The following is a 14822-nucleotide window of genomic DNA, read 5'->3' as shown; positions in this document are numbered from 1 at the left end:
AGACCAGACAAAGATTGCCGACCTATTTCACCTTTGCCTGTTTGAGCACTTCGTTGATACGGCTTTGCCAGCCTTTGCCCGTCGCTTTGAACTTGGCAATTACATCCTGATCGACACGAAGCGTTATCTGCTTTTTGGGAGTATCGACGGGCGGGCGGCCTCTGGCGCGTTGGATGCTTTCATACAATTCCGGAAATGCGTCCTTGAAAGGCTTGGCATTCTTTATGTCCTCTTCAGTCCATTCCGGATTGTCAGAAACGTCGTCCCAGTCTTCTTGTGTATAGCCGCGACCCGGAGTGAAGTCTTTTTGCAAAATGCCACGTCCGCGGGCTATTTCCTTTTTTGTTTCGGCGGAAGCTGCTCGCTTTGTCTGGCTCTTGATGGTCATATCAAGTTCCTTTCTGTTCTTTTGGCAGGACGCATTGAAATGACGGATATCGCTTCTGTGCCAAGAGCAACGAAAATAACGGAAATCAGTTCGTCTCCCATATAACCTATCGCCTGGAGGCGAGCCTTTTTTGCGGGGCGTGGTATCGACGTTGCGAAAAACTCAAAAGGTAAATCGACAAAATCGAGGCCGTGTTTCTCGATATTAGCAATCCGCTTCGGTTCATCCCAGACGATCTTCATATAATGTAACTACATTAAATGAGATGCACAAGGTATTGGGAGTTGTACCTAGAGAGTGCCTGTGGTCAGCGCCGCCCCATCAGGAGCGGCGAAGAACGACAATAAGCGGAGTTACCAGCTGCCGGTGTTCGGCATGGACAGCCACGGCTCCTGCGGCGGCAGGGCGGGACCTTTCTGGATGAGCTCGATGGAAATGCCGTCGGGCGAGCGGATGAAGGCCATATTGCCGTCACGCGGCGGGCGATTGATGGTAACGCCCTTGTCCTGCAGAGTCTGGCAGGTCTCATAGATGTTCTCGACGGCATAGGCGAGGTGGCCGAAATTGCGTCCGCCCGTATAGGTTTCCGGGTCCCAGTTGAATGTCAGTTCCAGTTCCGGTGCCCGTTCGGCGACTGCGCGACCCTTATCGTCAGGTGCCGCCAGAAAGATCAGCGTGAAGCGGCCTTTTTCATTTTCCGTACGCCTGATCTCCTCAAGGCCAAATTTATTGCAGTAAAAATCCAGCGATTCAGCGACATCGCGGACGCGGACCATTGTGTGAAGATAGCGCATCGTTTTCCCTTGGATGTTCGTCAGTGTGTGAAAGATTGGGGCAATCATCGGATTGCTCAGGCGAAACGCCTACGACTTTTTGGTAACATTATTTTGGTGGCTCCACAAATTAACGGTCTTGTGAAGGGCGGTTGACCGGGTGTTGAAGAGATTTGCACCTGTTTTTCAACAAAAACAGTCAGATGATACTTGCCCTCATCCATCGGACAGGTGTTATTCTGAATTAAGAGAATCAGTGTTTGGTTTCAGGAGAGGAGGGCTCGCTTCATGTCAGACAGACCAGTATCAGCCCAGCATTCCCCCGATGATGAACAATTGTCCGATGGCCTCGACCTCATCGAGGTTGCGGGCGCTATCAAATGGTTCGACGTCGCCAAGGGATATGGTTTTGTTGTCCCTGATAATTCTGATCTGCCGGATATTCTTCTGCATGTGACCTGCCTGCGCCGTGATGGCTTCCAGACCGCGCTTGAGGGTTCGCGCGTTGTTTGCGAGGTCAAGCAGGGCGAGCGCGGCATGCAGTGTTTTCGCGTGCTTTCCATGGACAGCTCCACCGCCGTTCACCCGACGGAACTGCCGCCGGTGCGCACACATGTCACTGTCACGCCTTCGAGCGGTCTGGAACGTGTTCTGGTCAAATGGTTCAACCGGACCAAGGGCTTTGGCTTCCTTACCCGCGGCGAAGGCACCGAAGATATTTTCATTCACATGGAAACCCTGCGCCGCTTCGGTCTGACCGAACTGCGTCCGGGACAGGTCGTGCTCATTCGCTTTGGCAATGGCGACAAGGGCCTGATGGCATCCGAGGTTCACCCCGATATCGGCACGCAACTGCCGGCATCCCATTAAAGATTTCCCGATGACACTATCGATCAGATTGTGCCGATCTCTCCTGATCGGCTTTTTTGTGCTCGCTTTTGCCGTATTGCCCGTGCGCGCAGCGGATCAGCAGCCGATGCATCTGGCAATCGATGCGGCACCGCTTGTCATCAACACCGCAAAGGGCGATGTGCCCTTTCAGGTCGAGGTGGCCGATACGGATGAGGAACGCGAGCGCGGCCTGATGTTCCGCACCGATCTGAAAGACAACAGCGCCATGCTGTTTGTGTTTGAGGAAAGCCGTCTGGTCACCATGTGGATGGAAAACACGCCTTCGGCACTCGACATGATTTTCCTCGATGAAAACGGGCGCGTCTCGGCTATTCGCGAAAATGCGGTGCCGTTTTCTCGTGCGACAATTTCCTCAGGGGGCTCAGTGCGGTTTGTTATCGAAGTCAAGGCTGGCACGGCACGGCGGTTGGGTGTTGCCGTCGGTGATAAGGTACATCACCCTGCCATTGCAGCGGTTTGCGGAAAGTGTGCCAAGAAGTAGACTGCATAAACATTGTGCGTGGTTCGCCCTTCGACAGGCTCAGGATGAGGGGAGCTTTATTCTGCAATCTTTATGATCTGCAATTTCTGCGATTATCGTTGCATCCACACTCTCCCTCATGGTGAGCTTGACGAACCACGAACCACGAACCACGACCACATTCAAACCCATGAACTTGTATCCCAGCAAAAACCCTCTTACTTTTGCACCAAATCAATGAGTACCCACCCTATGAAATTCTTTGAAAATGCTGGAGTAAAACTCGCTTATATTGATGAAGGCGAGGGCGAACCGATCCTGCTCATCCATGGCTTTGCCTCATCGCATTTTTACAATTGGGTTCAACCGGGTTGGGTTCCGACGCTGACGGCCGCTGGCTATCGGGCGATTGCCATTGACAATCGCGGTCATGGCCAATCCGATAAGCCGCACGAAAAATCACTGTATACGCCGACACTGATGGCGGGTGACGCTGCTGCGTTGCTCAAGCATCTCGGTATCAAAAAAGCCCATGTGATGGGCTATTCCATGGGTGCGCGCATTACCGCCTTTCTGGCCCTGGAACATCCGGAACTGGTGCATGATGTTATCTTTGGCGGGCTTGGTATCGGTATGGTCGAAGGTGCCGGTAACTGGAATCCCATTGCCGAGGCACTGCTGGCTGATGATGCTGAATCAGTGACGCATCCGCGCGGAAAAATGTTCCGCATGTTTGCTGACAAAACCAAAAGCGACAAGATTGCCCTGGCAGCCTGTGTGATCACCTCCAAGGAGGAAATCAGCGAAGCCAATATGGCGCGCATCACCCAGCCTGCACTGGTTGCCGTCGGAACAAAGGATGATATTGGCGGCAGCCCGCATAAGCTGGCGGCCCTGATGCCGCATGGCGAGGCCATCGATATCCCGAACCGCGATCATATGCTTGCGGTGGGCGACAAGGTGTTCAAGGAAGCCGTGGTTAAATTCCTCAAGGAACACCCGCTTTAACGGTTATGTGCCGTTGAAACGCGGCTTGCGTTTTTCGCGAAAGGCCGCACGTCCCTCGGCATAATCCAGACTGTCGAATGTTAGGTCACCCAGATAATCGGCTTGGGCGAGGTCGGTATTTTCGCGCGAAAGAGCCGCGCGGATCGCCCGTTTGGATGCCTTGATGCTGAGTGGTGCGTTGCCTGTGATTTCGGCGCAAATTGCGGATACGCGCTCGTCAAGTTGTTCCGCGCTCGTGATCTCAAGCAGAAAGCCACTTTTGAACGCCGTTTCCACATTGATGACAGCTCCGGTAAAAGTGAGAAAGCGTGCCATTTGCGGACCAACAGCCTCGACAATATCGCCCATTGCCTGACGCGGATAGGCAAGGCCGAGCTTTGCCGGTGGAACGCAAAACCGTGCATCATCCGTTGCCAGTCTGAGGTCGCAAGCCGCCGCAATACCGAATGCACCACCAAAGCAGATGCCGCGAATGGCTGCTATGCTGGGTTTGGAAAAGTTGCGAACTGCTTCAAAAGCTTGGACATTCTGCGTTTCATAAAGACGTGCAGTCTGCGCATCTTTGCGCAYCGTTTCAAATTCGCTGATATCAGCACCGGCAGAAAAATCGCTTCCCACGCCCTCAAAAACCACAACGCGCACGTCAGGATTGCCGTCCAAATGAGCCATGAGTTGCGGCAATGCAGCCCACATCGCGGCGGTGATGGCGTTTTTTCTGGCGGGCCTGTCGAAGAAAATGGTAGCGGTATAATCCGAATGCGTGAAATGCAGACCCTCTGGCAGTGCCGGATGATGTTCAGACAAGTCGATCATATCTTCAATTTTTCTTGGGGCCAGAGTTCAGGAATTTGAAGTGTCAGAATATCATTTTTGCCGTATGCTAGAGGATGAAGCAAGAATATTGGCTGATTGCCTGGAGTAGGACATGTCCGCAAGCAACCCGATGAAATTGGCCGGTTCAGTCAAGCAGATGGACCCGATTTGGCTTTCCATCCGCGCCGAAGCCGAAGAGACGATCTGTCAGGAGCCTCTTCTTGCCACGTTTCTTTACACCACGATTCTCAACCATCAGTCGCTGGAACAGGCGGTTATTCACCGCATTTCGCAGCGGCTTGATCATCCGGATGTGGAATCGGAACTGCTGCGCCAGACATTTACCGCGATGATGGAAGCGACGCCCGGCTGGTCGCAAATCCTGCGCGTCGACATTCAGGCTGTTTATGACCGCGATCCCGCCTGCACCCGGTTCATCGAACCGATCCTCTATTTCAAGGGATTTCAGGCAATCCAGACGCACCGGCTGGCGCATTGGCTGTGGAATGAGGGCCGCAAAGATTTTGCGCTCTATCTGCAGAGCCGCTCTTCCTCGGTTTTCCAGGTGGATATTCATCCCGCCGTGCCTATGGGGCAGGGTGTGTTCTTCGACCATGCCACCGGCATTGTTGTGGGCATGACTGCCGTCATTGAAGACAATGTGTCGATCCTTCAGGGCGTAACGCTTGGCGGTACGGGTAAGGAAACCGGCGATCGCCATCCAAAGATTCGCCATGGTGTTCTTATTGGCGCTGGCGCCAACATCCTTGGCAATATTGAAATCGGCCATTGCTCAAAAGTCGCTTCCGGTTCCGTGGTGTTGAAACCCGTTCCGCATAATGTCACCGTCGCCGGGGTTCCCGCCCGCGTCGTTGGCGAAGCCGGCTGTACGGAACCGTCCCGCGCCATGGACCAGCTTGTCACCAATTTCGACTGAAGCAGAGACTTCAGCTGCCAGAAACGACAACACCGGCCCTTTACAGGGCCGGTTATCGCATGCCACAAGCCCGCTTCCAGATTATCTATTCGACAGGAGAAACCGCGTGAAACCCGAAGAACTGAAAAAACTCGACAGCTATTTCAAGCGCACATTCAGAAACACGGACCTCACGGTAAAGGCGCGTCCACGCAAGGACGACTCAGCTGAACTCTATCTTGGCGATGAATTTCTCGGCCTGATCTACAAGGATGAAGACGAGGGCGAACTGTCCTACAACTTCTCCATGGCTATCCTGGACATGGATCTCTGACGGCAAAACGCCGTCGTGAGTGGAAGTGCCGCCCTCCGTGGCGTCACTTCGGTGTTTTAAGATGACCTTGCGCAAAGCTCAGGACCTTCTGGTCCAATTCCTGCCAGTTCGCGAGAAATTCGCGCGGAAAACGGTAGGTCAACTGCAAATCCTCACCAATGAAGATATCGCGCTGGCAAGATGCCAGATTGGCTTTTGATGTTTCCTCATTGAGACAGCGGGCAACAAACAATTCGCGATTTTTGCTTTGGGATGAGGTGACAAGCTGTTCGCTCACGAAGCCACTTGTTGTCAGGAAATTCTGGATGGTTAGTCCGGATGGGCCTTTGATGCCGGGACCATCGGTCAGCGTGCTATAGATTGGGCCATAGCGGCCTGACATGTCGCGGGATGTGGCGCGTGGCTCGAAGGTCAAAAACAGCAGTGTTTTTGTCTCACCTGCGCCATTGAAATCCTTGATAAATGTTGGCTGATAACCCTGCATATCGGGCCAGTGCAGATAGAGATCGACCCTTTGGGCCACCCCGTCGCGGCGCTGCGCCCGGAAGCGGATGGCATTGGCAGGCAATTCAAGCACACTGTTGCCGATAACGATCTCGTGCGGCGTCGTATCTTCCGTATGTCCGCCAAGCGAAATGGTATGGCCGAAATAATGCCCGGCGGCTGCCAGTGCTGCGGTGATCACCGCAAGAGCGATCACGCCATAGAAGATGCGCTGCAGAAAAGGGCTGCCGGTTATCGGTTCCACGCGCTGTGCAGAGGTTTGCATCGCTCTTCCGGTCCTGTTGGCAGCTTTTGAAGCTGCCTGAGATCGGGAGAAGATTAGCGGCAAAGTGCTGATTTATGGTTAATCGTCTGTGAAGAACGCATTTGGGTGGCTAAGCTGGCATCAGCGAATCTCAGGAGGATTTATGCCCATATATACGCTTGATGGCCACGCGCCCGAATTTGAACACCGGGAGTCAAACTGGATCGCGCCCGATGCCGTATTGGTTGGCAGGATTTTCCTTGGCGAGAATGCCGGCATCTGGTTTGGGTCGGTTTTGCGCGGCGATAATGAACCCATCCATGTTGGCCGCAACACCAATGTGCAGGAGCACACGGTGATGCATACGGATATGGGCTATCCGCTGACAATCGGTGAGGGCTGCACCATCGGCCACCGCGCCATGCTGCATGGCTGCACCATTGGCGAAAATACATTGATTGGCATGGGTGCCATTATTCTCAACGGCGCGAAGATCGGCAAAAACTCGCTGGTGGGAGCCGGTGCGCTTGTGATGGAACGCAAAGAATTTCCCGATAATTCGCTGATCGTCGGCTCGCCCGCTCGTGTCATTCGCACTTTGGATGACGCGGCCATTGAGCAGCTCAGACTCTCGGCTGCCCATTATGTCGAGAATGGCAAGCGCTTCATGCGCGGCATGGAGCCAATCTGATCTGTGGGCTTCATGAAAAAGCCAGCTCCGTTGCCGGAACTGGCTTATCATGAAAGCGGGTGTGTAAATCCTACTGCGCGATACTGCCAACGAGAACCTGCCGGTCGTCACTGATCGAAACCCATGCGCCCGTATTGTAGATCGACTGGCGCTTCAGATAGTCATAGGTCGTTTCGTTCCATGGCTTGATCTGCGCTTCCAGATTGTCGAGCACATAGTCACCGCGATCCGTGCGCACGGTAAGAACTGCGTGGCCTTCGCCATTCATCTGCCGGACAACAGTGATGAGCAGTGAATTAACGGGCAGGCCACGCTCGATCAGCATCTTGCGCTTGAGCAGAACATAATCCTCACAATCGCCGACAGTGGTTGGATAGGACCAGACTTCCGCCTTGCCCCAGATTTCCATATCGGTTTCCGGCTTTATCTGCGTATTCACAGTGGTGTTGATCTGAACCAGCTGTGCCCAGACCTTTGGCGTCAACGTTACAGGCGTATCGCTGATGCTTTTGATGCGGCATTCATCCTGATAGATCTGGCAAAAATCATAATGACCGATCGGCTGTGATGTACGCCCGCCGGTTTGCATCACTGTTGCCGAAGACCGTACCGGTCCTGCCTGTACAGTCATGGTCATCATAAGAAGGGCTGCGCCCGCTAAAATCATGCTTTTTATCATTACCGTCGTCTCCCCGGTTAAGGCGAGAATGGCATGGAGACATTGACCAGCTGGTAAATAGAAGAAATAAATGTGAGAAAAATAAGTAGTAAAAAATAAACTATTGAGCGTTTGCAAAGTATTATTAAATATTACTATTTTATTTAAAGTAAGAATACGTGGAAGTTTACAAAGTATATAGGGGTTAAAGTTCTGTTTTTCCGAATAAAGTGTGATTGACAATCACTTAAAGCTGCATCGCCCACATTCGGCCAAAATGTATGCTTTTGGTAACCAAGACGGAAGGTAGTGATGGATTGTTCTTAAGGGCGGCTTTCGTTTAACGTGCGGGTTCGCAAAGGAGGAGCCGTTCCATGCCCAAGATCGATCTTGCCACCGTGCCTGTCCGTCCTGGTTCAGGTTATCCGCCGCCTTTCGATGCACCCTGCGCCGCACGGACGCGGCGGCGTCTTGGCGATGCGGGTGGTCTGAGTGATTTCGGCGTTAATCTGATGACATTACCGGCAGGCAGTTGGTCGAGCCAGCGTCATTGGCATAGCCACGAGGACGAGTTTGTCTATATCCTTGAAGGGGAAGTGACGCTTGTCGAAGATGGCGGCGAAACGATATTGAAAGCAGGCGACTGTGCAACGTTTGCCAAAAACACCGGTAATGGCCATCACATGATCAACAGATCGTCGGCTATGGCTGTTTATCTCGAGGTGGGCTCACGCAACCCGCAAGACCTTATCACCTGTTCCGATATTGATATGATGAGCGCCAGTTCCGATGGCCGGTTCGTCCACAAGGACGGTACGCCCTATACCGGCTCCTGAAGCCGTCTAGTTCTCGAAGGCGACTTCGATTGTTTCGCGGCTTTGGACGTTTGCGAACTCAATCGCGATCCCTTCTTCGAAATGGCGCACGACACGCCCGCGCATGGAACCCAGAACAACCTGACTGTTCAGGGCAGGGCGCATGCGGATTTCGACGGCGGCACCTGAAATCGACAGATCGATGATACGGCAGGGATATTCGCGGCCATCGGACATGCCAAGCATGGAAATCGGATTGCTTGGCGCAATGCGCTGATGGCGCCGGTCCTCGGGCATATCAAGTTCATGCTTGTTGGCAAGCCAGGTCAGCTGCGCCGCGATCTTGTTCTTCTTGCGGTCTGAAGCAATGAGCGCAAGCAGGAAGCCGCCACTGACCAGACGCTCCACATGCCCCTCAACCCGGCCAATATGATCGATATAGGCGATGATACGCTCGCCGGTGCTTGCCATGACTTCCGTCGTGAAGAGGGCATCGCCCGGCGACATCTCGTCGATCTGACAGACATGCTCGGTGCGGTCTTCCAGCATGAAGCGGCCATAAAGCTCCACCTTCACGCGATGAAACTTTCCCATGGCGCCGATAGTCGGATTTGTATCGTCACGGGTCAGATGCATGAAGTGTATCCGGGAGGCTAAAATGGATTTCGATCAATCCAGATTAGAACACAAGTCTTAACGGCGAGGTAACAGGGTAAGGATTTATTAGAGTTTACCGACCTAATCGGGGATCTTTCCACCTTCGAAAACCATGAGATGCCTCACCCGGCGGCTGCCATTGGGAGCAGGCAACAGCCTGTTCGCCACCATAAGTCTGTGGTCTTCCTGTAACGGATGATTGACCGGCACAACAGTTGATTGAAGCGGGTCGACCATGGATATCGACCGGAGACTGTTCTCGATGATCGCATCGGATTCCAGCCAGAACGGTTTACCCGCGGCGGTGATCATGCCGAGGAGATGCCGTTCATTCACCTCGTTTGCCAGCGGCAGGAGAATGAGATTGAACAGCATCTTGCGGCCACGGCTGCTTTTGCCCTCATAGGTGGACTGGACGACGGTCTTGGTTGTCAGGCTGCTGGAAATGATCCGCGCAATGACTGCTTTGTCCTTGGCCTGCCAGATTGAGGTAAATGTCTGGCCCTTAAGTTCCCGTCCATAGATCGAGCAGATGCGTGTTCCGGCCAACCGGAAGCGTGCTTCAGATGCCCCGCTGGCGCGCAGGATGAACGTGTCGGACAGGCGCGAGCGGATGAGGGCAGGTGATATTTCCCGCCGCTCCGGTGCTGCGCGGGTTCCGCGCAGATCGTTCCAATAGGCGAAAAGCTCGCTCGCTCCATCATGCCGCATATGATGCTTCCGGTTGAGGGTTGAGACCCGCTGGTTTCTAATTCTGCATGGAGAGTGTGTGTAACGAGCCAGACATTCGCACCGGCGGCTCAGAAGCGCCATTGATGATGCGGCTGTGTCCACCGTGGGGGGCAGTCAAGGTTAACAAATGGTTTAGATTGAGCGGGTGGGTGCTCTGTGCCACAAGGATGGCGAGTAGAGTTATCTGTTGAAGTATTCAAATTGAGGCCGTTCATGTTCATTGAACGGCCTTATTTTTGTTTGGTGAGTTTGCTGCTAAGCAGAGTTCTCAAGTGAATCAGCGGCGGGAAGAATGACCGAGCCTACGAACGCGCACAATCAGCCACCGGCACGCGAGCCTATCTTCAACATTCCCGGCGTCATCCTTGCCATTTTTGCGATTTGCGTCGCGGTGTTTTTGATCGAGAATTATGTGCTGACCGACGCGCAGGACAATAATTTCCTGCTGGATTATGCTTTCATCCCGGCGCGCTTTTCCCAGTTTGGCGGGTTTTATTCACCGGCGGCGTGGCTCACCACCGTCACCTATTCCTTCCTGCATGGCAGTTTTGCCCATATCGCGCTCAACATGATCTGGCTGGCTGCGTTTGGCTCGCCGCTCGCTGCGCGTATCGGGCCGCTGCGTACATCGCTGTTCTGGGTCGTCACGGCGATTGCCGCCGTCATGCTGCATTTTGCCATTTATCCGGCAAGCCCGATCCCTCTGGTTGGCGCTTCGGGCGCCATCTCAGGCATGATGGGTGCTGCTGCGCGTTTCGGCTTCCGCCGCTCAACGCAGCGCAATTCTGCTGCGTTTACCGGACCGATCCTGCCAATCGCGGTCGCCTTGAGAACCCGCACGGTTCTTGTCTTCGTCGCAGTCTGGTTCATTACCAATATAGCAACCGGTCTTTTTGCCTTCACACCGGGCCAGGGCGCGGCAACCATAGCCTGGGAAGCGCATATTGGCGGCTTTCTCCTTGGCTTTTTCGGTGTTGCCCTGTTCGATCGCAGTGACCGGCGCTGAACTGTTGGAATAATTGCAAAGCTGTTGCATTGGGTGCAACATACGCGCACCATGGCGTATTGGTCGCGGGGATAAAGGAGGATTCCGGCGGTCAGGTGTTCATCAGGCTAATGTGCAAGGAGGACGTACATGACAGTCAAATTGATACTGGAACGCAAAGGCTACGACGTTTTTAGCGCTGCACCCGACACGACACTCGGTGATGCTGTTGCTGCACTTGCAAAGCACAAGATTGGTGCAATTGTTATCGTGGATGAAAAACGAGCTATTAAAGGCATTTTGTCCGAGCGCGATGTGGTGCGCGCCATTGCTGCCGATGGTGCCGACGCACTCTGGCGTCCGATCTCGGATATCATGACCATCAAGGTCAGTGTCTGCTCGGAAATGCACACGGTGAATCAGGTGATGGAAATGATGACCCGCGGACGGTTCCGCCATCTGCCAGTCGAAAAAGACGGGGCATTGCATGGCATCGTCTCGATCGGTGACGTGGTGAAACTGCGTATCGAAGAGGTCGAGCGCGAGTCCGAAGAAATTCGTAGCTATATCGCAACCGCCTGAAGCGGTTGCGTTGATATTAGCGGTTTAAAAAACAACCTTTTGCATGCGCTCGAGTTCGCCGAGCCGGGCCATGGTTTCCTCATAGCCGAGTTTGATCGCCTCATCGGCACGATGAAACTCGGCAAGCCCCACATGGCCGATTTTCGGCAATAGCGCGATATCAGGCGGATCCCCTGCCATGCGGGCGCGTGAAATCCGGTCCTGAATGATGTTGAAGGATTCCATCATCACGCCTGTTATCCCAAGCCGCGTGGCCCGCGCTGCACGAAAATGGCTGCCTGCGCCTTCCGGTTCGAGGTCCTGCGCGCTCGGTGCTTCCGCTGAATGCTTGATCACCGCTGCACGGCCGAACTGGTCGTAATGCAGGTTCACCGCCACCACCAGCGGCTGTTCATAGGAGCGGCAGACGGAAACCGGCACAGGGTTTACCAGCGCGCCATCAACCAGAATGCGGCCATTGCAGGCAACGGGTTCAAACACGCCGGGCAGGGCATAGGAAGCACGCATGGCAGTGATGAGGCTGCCGCGCGTCAGCCAGATTTCATGACCGGTATTGATCTCGGTGCACACCGCAACGAAAGGCTTTGGCAAATCCTCAATGGCAAGTTCGGCCAGATGCTCGCGCAAGCGGCGGTCAAGTTTCATGCCGCCGAAAATGCCGTTGCCACCGAAACGCAGATCCAGCAGACTGAAAATACCGCGTTTGGTCAGGCTGCGCGCGAACTCTTCCAGCTGATCGAGTTTGCCGCCAAGATAGCAGCCGCCGACCAGTGCGCCAATCGACGTTCCCGCGATCATGGAAATTTCGATACCCGCTTCGTCAAGCGCACGCAGGACACCAATATGCGCCCAGCCGCGCGCCGCGCCGCCGCCAAGCGCCAGCGCAATGGGGGCTCTTTTTTCAACATGTGGGGACGGGTCCAGAACAGGTACCTTCGGGCCGTCAGTGACGCCGATCGGTTCCGCCGCACGCAACCGTCGCGATGCCCATTCGAGCATGGCTTGCACTCCTAAAGTCGTATTCGCACATTATCCCCTCACTTTGGTATCCAAAGCATGAATATTGCGGAATTATGGCCGCTTAGCCAACCAACGAAAATGAGAGCAGTCGTTCGACAGTGCTTGGTAGCAAAAGTTGCGCTACGTCGCGGGTGTCATGACCAGATGGGATGTGCCATTTTCGCTGACGACTTGGCGGTAGAAACATGATCTGCGGCCAGTGTGACAGGTAGGGCCATTTCCAGCCACTGTCACCTTGAGCCAAAGAGCATCCTGATCGCAATCGGTACGCATTTCTACGACTGATTGCAGATTTCCTGACGTCTCGCCCTTTTTCCAGAGCGACTGACGCGAACGGGACCAGTAATGGGCAATACCGGTCGCCAAAGTGAGGCGCAATGCTTCCGCATTCATATGCGCCACCATCAGCAAATGACCATCATGCGCATCGGTAACGATGGTGGTCACCAGACCAGCAGCGTCAAAGCGCGGTGCAAACACCGCGCCTTCTTCATTGTCATGTTTGTCCGCAAGGGGAGACGAAAAGGAACCGTTGCTCATGAATGCCAATTCTGGAAATGAAAGCGCCTAGCGACCCTTGAGAAGTGTCATGAAGCGAACCTGCTCGTTGACGTCAGCCTTGAACGCACCGGTGAAAGTGGTCGTGGTTGTTGTCGAGCCGGAGACGCGAATACCGCGCATGGCCATGCACATATGCTCGGCCTCGATCATGACGGCTACACCACGCGGGCGCAGCGAATCCTGAATGGCATTGGCAATCTGCGCCGTCATGCTCTCCTGCGTCTGCAGACGGCGGGCAAACATGTGAACCACGCGGGCAATCTTGGACAGGCCAACCACTTTTTCGCCATCGGGAAGGTATGCAACATGCGCCTTGCCGATAATGGGAACCATATGATGCTCGCAATGTGAAAAGAACGGAATGTCTTTTATAAAGACAATATCGTCATATCCGGCGACCTCCTCAAAGGTCCGGCCGAGCACGTCATCAGGGCTTTCATCATAGCCCGAGAACAACTCCTTATAGGCCTTGGCGACGCGCTGCGGCGTATCCAGAAGACCTTCACGATCCGGATTGTCACCGGCCCAGAGCAACAGCGTGCGCACTGCTGCTTCCGCTTCTTCCTGTGTCGGACGTCGTAGATTGTTCTGATTGACAGTCGTTGACTGCAAACTTTTTATTACCGCATCCATCGCGATCTCCCGTAGTCGCCCTCAGAGGAGCGACGAGTTAAACGGCAATACACGATAATCGTTCCGTAACGAGTACGCGGTGTATTGAAGCCGGCTTGGCCCGAAAGCTTCCGCCTGGGCGATCACAAATACCATTGTCGCAGAATTTACGCCATGGTGCTTTATGCTGGCCCGCTCAAATACTATATAGAGAGTGAATTCAGGATTCATAGGGCCAAATACCAGACAATTCTCTGGTTACACTTTGGTTCGGATGAGGTGCGGAAGTCCATTATGATCAACGACGTCTACAATACGCGTATTCTGGAATTTGMAGGAAATATTCAACGGCTTGGACGTTTGGATAGCCCCGATGCATCCGCAAAAGCCCACTCCAAACTCTGCGGCTCGACGGTGATTGTCGATCTCAAGGTCAAAGACGGTGTGGTGACGGATTTTGCCCATGACGTCAAAGCCTGCGCCCTTGGTCAGGCGTCCTCGTCGATCATGGCCCGCCATGTGATCGGGGCGACAAGCCAGCAATTGCGCGATGTGCGCGATGCCATGTTTAAAATGCTGAAAGAAAATGGCACGCCGCCGGAAGGGCGTTTCGAGGAATTGAAGTTTCTGGAGCCGGTGCGTGATTACAAGGCGCGGCACAATTCCACCATGCTGACTTTCGAGGCCGTGGTCGATTGCCTCGACCAGATCGAGAAGAAAAACGCCGAAGCTGCGGCCTGACGCTCATGTGTGAGCATTCGGCTGATGATCCCGCCGGGAAACCCAAGAAATATTCCCGTAACTGGGGCGGTGTCTGGCCGAAAACCCCGGGACGATTGTTTGGAACCGGCTTTGTCAGGCTCTACCAGCTGACTTTATCAGGCTTTATCGGCAATTCCTGTCGGCACCTGCCGACCTGTTCTGAATATGCCTATGAATCCATTGCCCGCTATGGGTTGTGGACGGGTGGCTGGATGGGGCTCTTCCGCTTTGTCCGCTGCGGCCCCGGTGGCAGCCATGGTCATGATCCTGTGCCGACATCGCTCGATGCGCGGTTTGTGTGGTACTTGCCTTGGCGCTATTGGGGTGTTGGCAAGCAGAGTTGACACCCATCTCTCCCACTCTCCGTCATCCTCGGGCTTGACCCCAGGACCCAC

22 protein-coding genes are annotated in these 14822 nt (G+C 54.2%); 11 read left to right on the top strand and 11 right to left on the bottom strand.

Annotated elements, in window-relative coordinates:
• Positions 1 to 22 precede the first annotated feature (22 nt).
• From AB4Y96_RS20895 to AB4Y96_RS20885, 3 genes are all read right to left on the bottom strand, one after another.
• Entirely contained in the window at positions 23 to 388 is a 366-nt protein-coding gene (locus AB4Y96_RS20895) for a BrnA antitoxin family protein (protein WP_441919605.1), read from the bottom strand.
• Complete coding sequence (locus tag AB4Y96_RS20890) at positions 385 to 630, bottom strand: BrnT family toxin (RefSeq protein WP_441919603.1); 246 nt, start codon at positions 628 to 630, stop codon at positions 385 to 387. The genes AB4Y96_RS20895 and AB4Y96_RS20890 overlap by 4 nt, the downstream gene beginning before the upstream one ends.
• 111 nt (positions 631 to 741) lie before the next feature.
• Entirely contained in the window at positions 742 to 1182 is a 441-nt protein-coding gene (locus AB4Y96_RS20885) for a VOC family protein (RefSeq protein WP_091884886.1), read from the bottom strand.
• A gap of 267 nt (positions 1183 to 1449) precedes the next feature.
• Between AB4Y96_RS20885 and AB4Y96_RS20880 the strand changes: the two genes are divergently transcribed.
• The 3 genes from AB4Y96_RS20880 (at position 1450) to AB4Y96_RS20870 (ending at position 3541) form a co-directional block, all read left to right on the top strand.
• Positions 1450 to 2031 (top strand): cold-shock protein, encoded by a 582-nt coding sequence (locus tag AB4Y96_RS20880; protein WP_091884757.1) that lies wholly within the window; start codon positions 1450 to 1452, stop codon positions 2029 to 2031.
• 10 nt (positions 2032 to 2041) lie between these two features.
• Positions 2042 to 2554, top strand: a complete 513-nt coding sequence (locus AB4Y96_RS20875) for a DUF192 domain-containing protein (protein WP_441919601.1) — start codon at positions 2042 to 2044, stop codon at positions 2552 to 2554.
• 231 nt (positions 2555 to 2785) lie between these two features.
• Positions 2786 to 3541: an alpha/beta fold hydrolase gene (locus AB4Y96_RS20870; protein ID WP_441919599.1), complete on the top strand. Its 756-nt coding sequence runs from the start codon at positions 2786 to 2788 to the stop codon at positions 3539 to 3541.
• Positions 3542 to 3544: 3 nt separating this feature from the next.
• Here AB4Y96_RS20870 and AB4Y96_RS20865 read toward each other — a convergent pair whose 3' ends face one another.
• Positions 3545 to 4354: an enoyl-CoA hydratase-related protein gene (locus tag AB4Y96_RS20865; protein WP_441919597.1), complete on the bottom strand. Its 810-nt coding sequence runs from the start codon at positions 4352 to 4354 to the stop codon at positions 3545 to 3547.
• Positions 4355 to 4466: 112 nt separating this feature from the next.
• Between AB4Y96_RS20865 and cysE the strand changes: the two genes are divergently transcribed.
• Together cysE and AB4Y96_RS20855 are read left to right on the top strand one after the other, a co-directional pair.
• Entirely contained in the window at positions 4467 to 5291 is an 825-nt protein-coding gene (gene cysE, locus AB4Y96_RS20860) for a serine O-acetyltransferase (RefSeq protein WP_441919596.1), read from the top strand.
• 106 nt (positions 5292 to 5397) lie between these two features.
• On the top strand, positions 5398 to 5604 hold the full coding sequence (locus AB4Y96_RS20855; RefSeq protein WP_091884745.1) for a DUF3126 family protein: 207 nt from the start codon (positions 5398 to 5400) through the stop codon (positions 5602 to 5604).
• A gap of 43 nt (positions 5605 to 5647) precedes the next feature.
• On the opposite strand, the gene AB4Y96_RS20850 is transcribed toward AB4Y96_RS20855, so the two are convergent.
• A complete protein-coding gene (locus AB4Y96_RS20850) occupies positions 5648 to 6373 on the bottom strand; it encodes a hypothetical protein (RefSeq protein WP_441919595.1) in 726 nt (241 codons plus the stop codon).
• Between the two features lie 142 nt (positions 6374 to 6515).
• Here AB4Y96_RS20850 and AB4Y96_RS20845 point away from each other — a divergent pair, with 142 nt between their 5' ends.
• On the top strand, positions 6516 to 7043 hold the full coding sequence (locus AB4Y96_RS20845) for a gamma carbonic anhydrase family protein (RefSeq protein ID WP_091884740.1): 528 nt from the start codon (positions 6516 to 6518) through the stop codon (positions 7041 to 7043).
• Between the two features lie 70 nt (positions 7044 to 7113).
• Here AB4Y96_RS20845 and AB4Y96_RS20840 read toward each other — a convergent pair whose 3' ends face one another.
• Positions 7114 to 7722 carry a transglutaminase-like cysteine peptidase gene (locus AB4Y96_RS20840; protein WP_091884738.1) on the bottom strand — a complete coding sequence of 203 codons (609 nt, stop codon included), beginning with the start codon at positions 7720 to 7722 and terminating at the stop codon, positions 7114 to 7116.
• 353 nt (positions 7723 to 8075) lie between these two features.
• On the opposite strand from AB4Y96_RS20840, the gene AB4Y96_RS20835 reads away from it, so the two are divergent.
• Positions 8076 to 8537, top strand: a complete 462-nt coding sequence (locus tag AB4Y96_RS20835; protein ID WP_441919592.1) for a cupin domain-containing protein — start codon at positions 8076 to 8078, stop codon at positions 8535 to 8537.
• Between the two features lie 6 nt (positions 8538 to 8543).
• Here AB4Y96_RS20835 and AB4Y96_RS20830 read toward each other — a convergent pair whose 3' ends face one another.
• Positions 8544 to 9152, bottom strand: coding sequence for a PilZ domain-containing protein (locus tag AB4Y96_RS20830; protein WP_441919591.1), 609 nt, complete (start codon positions 9150 to 9152; stop codon positions 8544 to 8546).
• Positions 9153 to 9254: 102 nt separating this feature from the next.
• Complete coding sequence (locus tag AB4Y96_RS20825; protein WP_441919590.1) at positions 9255 to 9884, bottom strand: PAS domain-containing protein; 630 nt, start codon at positions 9882 to 9884, stop codon at positions 9255 to 9257.
• Between the two features lie 313 nt (positions 9885 to 10197).
• Between AB4Y96_RS20825 and AB4Y96_RS20820 the strand changes: the two genes are divergently transcribed.
• Both AB4Y96_RS20820 and AB4Y96_RS20815 read left to right on the top strand, forming a co-directional pair.
• Entirely contained in the window at positions 10198 to 10911 is a 714-nt protein-coding gene (locus AB4Y96_RS20820; RefSeq protein ID WP_441919588.1) for a rhomboid family intramembrane serine protease, read from the top strand.
• A gap of 129 nt (positions 10912 to 11040) precedes the next feature.
• The gene (locus AB4Y96_RS20815) at positions 11041 to 11472 is read left to right on the top strand and encodes a CBS domain-containing protein (RefSeq protein ID WP_112529875.1); all 432 of its coding nucleotides are present in this window, start codon (positions 11041 to 11043) and stop codon (positions 11470 to 11472) included.
• 24 nt (positions 11473 to 11496) lie between these two features.
• Here the strand turns inward: AB4Y96_RS20815 and AB4Y96_RS20810 are convergent, their stop codons facing one another.
• The 3 genes from AB4Y96_RS20810 to folE form a co-directional block, all read right to left on the bottom strand.
• A complete protein-coding gene (locus tag AB4Y96_RS20810) occupies positions 11497 to 12471 on the bottom strand; it encodes a patatin family protein (RefSeq protein ID WP_441919586.1) in 975 nt (324 codons plus the stop codon).
• A 141-nt stretch (positions 12472 to 12612) separates the two neighbouring features.
• Positions 12613 to 13032, bottom strand: a complete 420-nt coding sequence (gene hisI, locus AB4Y96_RS20805; protein WP_091884719.1) for a phosphoribosyl-AMP cyclohydrolase — start codon at positions 13030 to 13032, stop codon at positions 12613 to 12615.
• A 27-nt stretch (positions 13033 to 13059) separates the two neighbouring features.
• Positions 13060 to 13686 (bottom strand): GTP cyclohydrolase I FolE, encoded by a 627-nt coding sequence (gene folE / locus AB4Y96_RS20800; protein WP_091884717.1) that lies wholly within the window; start codon positions 13684 to 13686, stop codon positions 13060 to 13062.
• 273 nt (positions 13687 to 13959) lie between these two features.
• Between folE and AB4Y96_RS20795 the strand changes: the two genes are divergently transcribed.
• Both AB4Y96_RS20795 and yidD read left to right on the top strand, forming a co-directional pair.
• Positions 13960 to 14406 (top strand): iron-sulfur cluster assembly scaffold protein, encoded by a 447-nt coding sequence (locus AB4Y96_RS20795; RefSeq protein ID WP_441919583.1) that lies wholly within the window; start codon positions 13960 to 13962, stop codon positions 14404 to 14406.
• 5 nt (positions 14407 to 14411) lie between these two features.
• Positions 14412 to 14771: a membrane protein insertion efficiency factor YidD gene (yidD, locus tag AB4Y96_RS20790; protein WP_441919581.1), complete on the top strand. Its 360-nt coding sequence runs from the start codon at positions 14412 to 14414 to the stop codon at positions 14769 to 14771.
• Positions 14772 to 14822 lie beyond the last annotated feature (51 nt).

This window comes from Phyllobacterium sp. TAF24, assembly GCF_052113785.1.
In the GTDB taxonomy this organism is placed as follows: domain Bacteria; phylum Pseudomonadota; class Alphaproteobacteria; order Rhizobiales; family Rhizobiaceae; genus Phyllobacterium.
Note: the sequence above shows the minus strand (reverse complement) of the source record. Positions and strands in the feature narration are given on the sequence as shown.

Coding starts and splice junctions, on each gene's coding strand:
- AB4Y96_RS20895 (WP_441919605.1), bottom strand. CDS start 388: ATGACCATCAAGAGCCAGACAAAGCGAGCAGCTTCCGCCGAAACAAAA.
- AB4Y96_RS20890 (WP_441919603.1), bottom strand. CDS start 630: ATGAAGATCGTCTGGGATGAACCGAAGCGGATTGCTAATATCGAGAAA.
- AB4Y96_RS20885 (WP_091884886.1), bottom strand. CDS start 1,182: ATGCGCTATCTTCACACAATGGTCCGCGTCCGCGATGTCGCTGAATCG.
- AB4Y96_RS20880 (WP_091884757.1), top strand. CDS start 1,450: ATGTCAGACAGACCAGTATCAGCCCAGCATTCCCCCGATGATGAACAA.
- AB4Y96_RS20875 (WP_441919601.1), top strand. CDS start 2,042: ATGACACTATCGATCAGATTGTGCCGATCTCTCCTGATCGGCTTTTTT.
- AB4Y96_RS20870 (WP_441919599.1), top strand. CDS start 2,786: ATGAAATTCTTTGAAAATGCTGGAGTAAAACTCGCTTATATTGATGAA.
- cysE (WP_441919596.1), top strand. CDS start 4,467: ATGTCCGCAAGCAACCCGATGAAATTGGCCGGTTCAGTCAAGCAGATG.
- AB4Y96_RS20850 (WP_441919595.1), bottom strand. CDS start 6,373: ATGCAAACCTCTGCACAGCGCGTGGAACCGATAACCGGCAGCCCTTTT.
- AB4Y96_RS20845 (WP_091884740.1), top strand. CDS start 6,516: ATGCCCATATATACGCTTGATGGCCACGCGCCCGAATTTGAACACCGG.
- AB4Y96_RS20840 (WP_091884738.1), bottom strand. CDS start 7,722: ATGATAAAAAGCATGATTTTAGCGGGCGCAGCCCTTCTTATGATGACC.
- AB4Y96_RS20835 (WP_441919592.1), top strand. CDS start 8,076: ATGCCCAAGATCGATCTTGCCACCGTGCCTGTCCGTCCTGGTTCAGGT.
- AB4Y96_RS20830 (WP_441919591.1), bottom strand. CDS start 9,152: ATGCATCTGACCCGTGACGATACAAATCCGACTATCGGCGCCATGGGA.
- AB4Y96_RS20825 (WP_441919590.1), bottom strand. CDS start 9,884: ATGCGGCATGATGGAGCGAGCGAGCTTTTCGCCTATTGGAACGATCTG.
- AB4Y96_RS20820 (WP_441919588.1), top strand. CDS start 10,198: ATGACCGAGCCTACGAACGCGCACAATCAGCCACCGGCACGCGAGCCT.
- AB4Y96_RS20815 (WP_112529875.1), top strand. CDS start 11,041: ATGACAGTCAAATTGATACTGGAACGCAAAGGCTACGACGTTTTTAGC.
- AB4Y96_RS20810 (WP_441919586.1), bottom strand. CDS start 12,471: ATGCTCGAATGGGCATCGCGACGGTTGCGTGCGGCGGAACCGATCGGC.
- hisI (WP_091884719.1), bottom strand. CDS start 13,032: ATGAGCAACGGTTCCTTTTCGTCTCCCCTTGCGGACAAACATGACAAT.
- folE (WP_091884717.1), bottom strand. CDS start 13,686: ATGGATGCGGTAATAAAAAGTTTGCAGTCAACGACTGTCAATCAGAAC.
- yidD (WP_441919581.1), top strand. CDS start 14,412: ATGTGTGAGCATTCGGCTGATGATCCCGCCGGGAAACCCAAGAAATAT.